Annotated in this window: 4 protein-coding genes; 2 read left to right on the forward strand and 2 right to left on the reverse strand. The window is 75.5% G+C overall.

The features are described from left to right. Positions 1-40 precede the first annotated feature (40 nt). Together ACFWEG_RS28755 and ACFWEG_RS28760 are read right to left on the reverse strand one after the other, a co-directional pair. Complete coding sequence (locus ACFWEG_RS28755) at positions 41-256, reverse strand: I78 family peptidase inhibitor (RefSeq protein WP_387220978.1); 216 nt, start codon at positions 254-256, stop codon at positions 41-43. Positions 257-564: 308 nt separating this feature from the next. Then, a complete protein-coding gene (locus ACFWEG_RS28760) occupies positions 565-1566 on the reverse strand; it encodes a helix-turn-helix transcriptional regulator (protein ID WP_387220981.1) in 1002 nt (333 codons plus the stop codon). 189 nt (positions 1567-1755) lie between these two features. Here ACFWEG_RS28760 and ACFWEG_RS28765 point away from each other — a divergent pair, with 189 nt between their 5' ends. Together ACFWEG_RS28765 and ACFWEG_RS28770 are read left to right on the forward strand one after the other, a co-directional pair. Beyond that, positions 1756-2541, forward strand: a complete 786-nt coding sequence (locus ACFWEG_RS28765) for a hypothetical protein (protein WP_387220983.1) — start codon at positions 1756-1758, stop codon at positions 2539-2541. Positions 2542-2714: 173 nt separating this feature from the next. Then, positions 2715-3011 carry a hypothetical protein gene (locus ACFWEG_RS28770; RefSeq protein ID WP_387220986.1) on the forward strand — a complete coding sequence of 99 codons (297 nt, stop codon included), beginning with the start codon at positions 2715-2717 and terminating at the stop codon, positions 3009-3011. Positions 3012-3041 lie beyond the last annotated feature (30 nt).

The raw sequence follows: 3041 nt of genomic DNA on the forward strand, positions 1-3041 counted from the left end.
CACCAGCGGGTGCCGGGCCCTTCGCACGTGCGCGGTGCGGTCAGCCCTTCCAGCTCCGGGCGACCGTGCCGCCGTCGACCTCGAAGTTCAGGCGGCCCGCCCGGTACTCCATGGTGATGATCGATCCGGGCTCCAGCTGACGGACCTCGCTCCAGCCGCGCTCGCGGGCCAGCCGGGCGGCTCCGTCGGCCTCCAGCCCCGTGTACGCGGCGGCGTCGTCGTCCGGTTCTGCGGGTGGGGAGGGTATCGGTGACATGTCCGCCACGGTAGGCCGCCGGCGGCGGGAAGTCACCCCGCACGGAAAGGACCGTCACACGAACGGGCGACCGCAGCGGCTCCTGACGGTGAATTCCCGGGGAATTCGGAATTGCACCGCCCCGACGACACCCGGCGTTTTCCGGATATCGCCCCGCCGTTCTCCGGAATGGCGAGGCGATAACGCGAGGCGATGAGGATCACCGCATTCCGCCCGGCGGTGCGCCCCGAGGCCTCCGCCGAATAGCGGAGGACCGCCGACTTCTCATCGCGGTGCTTCCGGGGAGGAGTTGGGCCGCGCCGACGCTCTCACTCCCCGTCCGCCGCCGCGGACGCCGCGGGCCCTCTGCCGCGGGCGAGGGCCCGGTCGATCCGGTCCCGGCCCGACGCCAGCGCGTCGACGAGTTCCGGCGGCTCCACCACCTCGAAGTCGAAGCCCAGCATGACCACGTGGACGGCCATCACCTCCAGCGAGAACGCGCCCGTCCGCAGCAGGCAGCTGTCCTCGCCGTCGGCCTCCAGCGTCCCGACGGTCGGCGGGATCCGCTCGGCCGCGCGCGCCCGCGGGACCAGCAGCCTGACCACCGCCCGGGTCGCGTAGGCCCGGGTCGAGATGCCCTGCGAGACGTACGCGGCCAGGTCCTCGGCGGGCGGCCGGCGGGGCGTGAAGCGCGGGCCGTGCGGCGGCGTCGGCCTGACCCGATCGACGCGGAAGGTCCGCCAGTCCTCCCGGTCGACGTCCCAGGCGACCAGGTACCAGCGCCGCTCGGAGCAGACCAGGCGGTGCGGCTCGACGGTGCGCCGGGTGGCGGCCCCCAGGTGGTCCCGGTACTCGAACCGCAGCCGCTCGGCGTCCCGGCAGGCGTTGGCGAGCTCGGTCAGCACACCGGGGTCGACGGCGGAGGCCCCCGGGTCGCGCAGGATCGGCACGGTGAAGGCGTTGAGCGCGCCGACCCGCCGGCGCAGCCGGTGCGGGAGGACCTGCTCCAGCTTGGCCAGCGCGCGCACGGAGGTCTCGCCGATGCCCTCGATTCCGTTGCCGGCGGCCGTGCGGAGCCCGACGGCGACGGCGACGGCCTCGTCGTCGTCCAGGAGCAGCGGCGGCAGCTCCGCGCCCGCGCCGAGCTGATAGCCGCCGCCGGTGCCGGGACTGGCGTTCACGGGGTAGCCCAGCTCCCGCAGCCGGTCGACGTCCCGGCGCACGGTGCGCGGTGTGACGCCGAGCCGCTCGGCGAGCGCGGAGCCCGACCACTCGCGGTGGGCCTGCAGCAGGGAGAGCAGGCGGAGCAGACGTGCCGAGGTCTCCAACATGCGCCCGAGTCTGCCAGCCCTCGCGGACAGCTACGGTCCGCGAGTGCGCGGGCGCGTGACCCCGGCCCCGCATCGGGCGTTGTGCCCTGGAGGACCCGGCGGGCCGTATCCGGCCGGTCGCGGCGCCTCGCGGACCCGCACCGCGAGCCCGCACCCCTGTCCGACACCCGAAGCCCGAGGAGCCACCCCGTGCCGCGCATGCTCGATGTCAGCGAGGACGTCCGCGCCGAGATCGGTGATGAAGAAGCCGAGCAGTTGATCACCGGTGGCAGCGCCCCCGGCGGATACGACTGCACGTCCTGCCGTACCCCCGGCGACTCGGAGCAGGAGCGCACCAGCACGGTGCTGTTCGTCGGCGAGGAGACCGCCGTGCTCGCGTTCGCCCACGCCGCCTGCATCCCCTCCCAGGTGGTGCGCGTCCCCGAGGAGCAGCTCCAGGGCGCCGTGCGCAGCATCACCGGGGACTCGCCCGCCGACTCCGCCGACTCCGGACCCGCTACGCCGGGTCAGGCCACGCTGGGCGTCACCAGCGGGCTGATCCTGATCGACGGCGACCTGGCGCCCGCCCTGGTCGTCGAGCCCACCGGGCCGATCGCCCGCCCGGGGACCGACGGGACGACCGACGAGTTCCTCACCCTCCTGACCGAGCAGGGCTTCGCCCCCTGCGGCGCGCTGGACGGCGCCCCCGCGGTGCTGCCCGGCTGGTCGGTCCTCATGGCGATGGGCAAGCTGCACGCCGTCCTGCAGCCGGGCCCGGCGGGCTCCCCGGTCTCCTGGTGGCAGTCGCACACGCCGCTGCAGGTGACCGAGGGCTGGCGGACCGCGGCCAACAAGGCGAAGAGCGTCGTCGTCTTCGCCGCGCCGGTCGGCGTGATCGGCCAGCAGCCGCGCGAGGACCTGCTGCGGGAGGCCCTGGAGCGGGCCGCCGCCAAGGGGCTCCTCGTCGCCGCGACCATGCCGCTCGCCGGGACATGAGCACCCGGCCGCCCCTGACGCCGGTGCCGGGCCCCGCCAGGGCGGCGGCCCGGCCGGGCCCGCGGCAGGAGCCGCTGGTCAGCCCGCATCCGACCGGCGGCGGGGTCGTTGGCAGATACGTGCACTCATACGACCCCTCGCGCCCGCAGCCGTACCCCAGCCCGATCCCCGCCATGCGCCCGCCGCAGGAACCCCAGGGGGCCGGCCCGTCGGCCACCCCGATCTACGACGCGCTCTACGCGGAGTGGCAGCGCTCCTTCAGGACCCTGCCCGGCGACCGGCACGGCGAGGAGCCGGCGGATCCGGTCTTCGGCGGTGGGCGGGACGGCTACGGGGCGCGCGCGGGGTACGGCGAGCGGCAGCAGGAGACGGCCTACCCGTACACGCCGTGGAGCGGTGACGGGCGGGTGTACGGCGGCGGGGACCGGCTGCCGGCCGCGCTCCCGCCGGGGCCCCGCCGGGGGTTGTGAGCTCCGCACGCGTGAGGGGCTCCGAGCATC

The sequence above is a fragment of the Streptomyces sp. NPDC060194 genome, assembly GCF_042728285.1.
In the GTDB taxonomy this organism is placed as follows: Bacteria; Actinomycetota; Actinomycetes; order Streptomycetales; family Streptomycetaceae; genus Streptomyces.

Excerpts from the sequence above, each read along its gene's own strand:
- ACFWEG_RS28770 (WP_387220986.1), top strand. The coding sequence starts at position 2,715 with ATGCGCCCGCCGCAGGAACCCCAGGGGGCCGGCCCGTCGGCCACCCCG.
- ACFWEG_RS28760 (WP_387220981.1), bottom strand. The coding sequence starts at position 1,566 with ATGTTGGAGACCTCGGCACGTCTGCTCCGCCTGCTCTCCCTGCTGCAG.
- ACFWEG_RS28755 (WP_387220978.1), bottom strand. The coding sequence starts at position 256 with ATGTCACCGATACCCTCCCCACCCGCAGAACCGGACGACGACGCCGCC.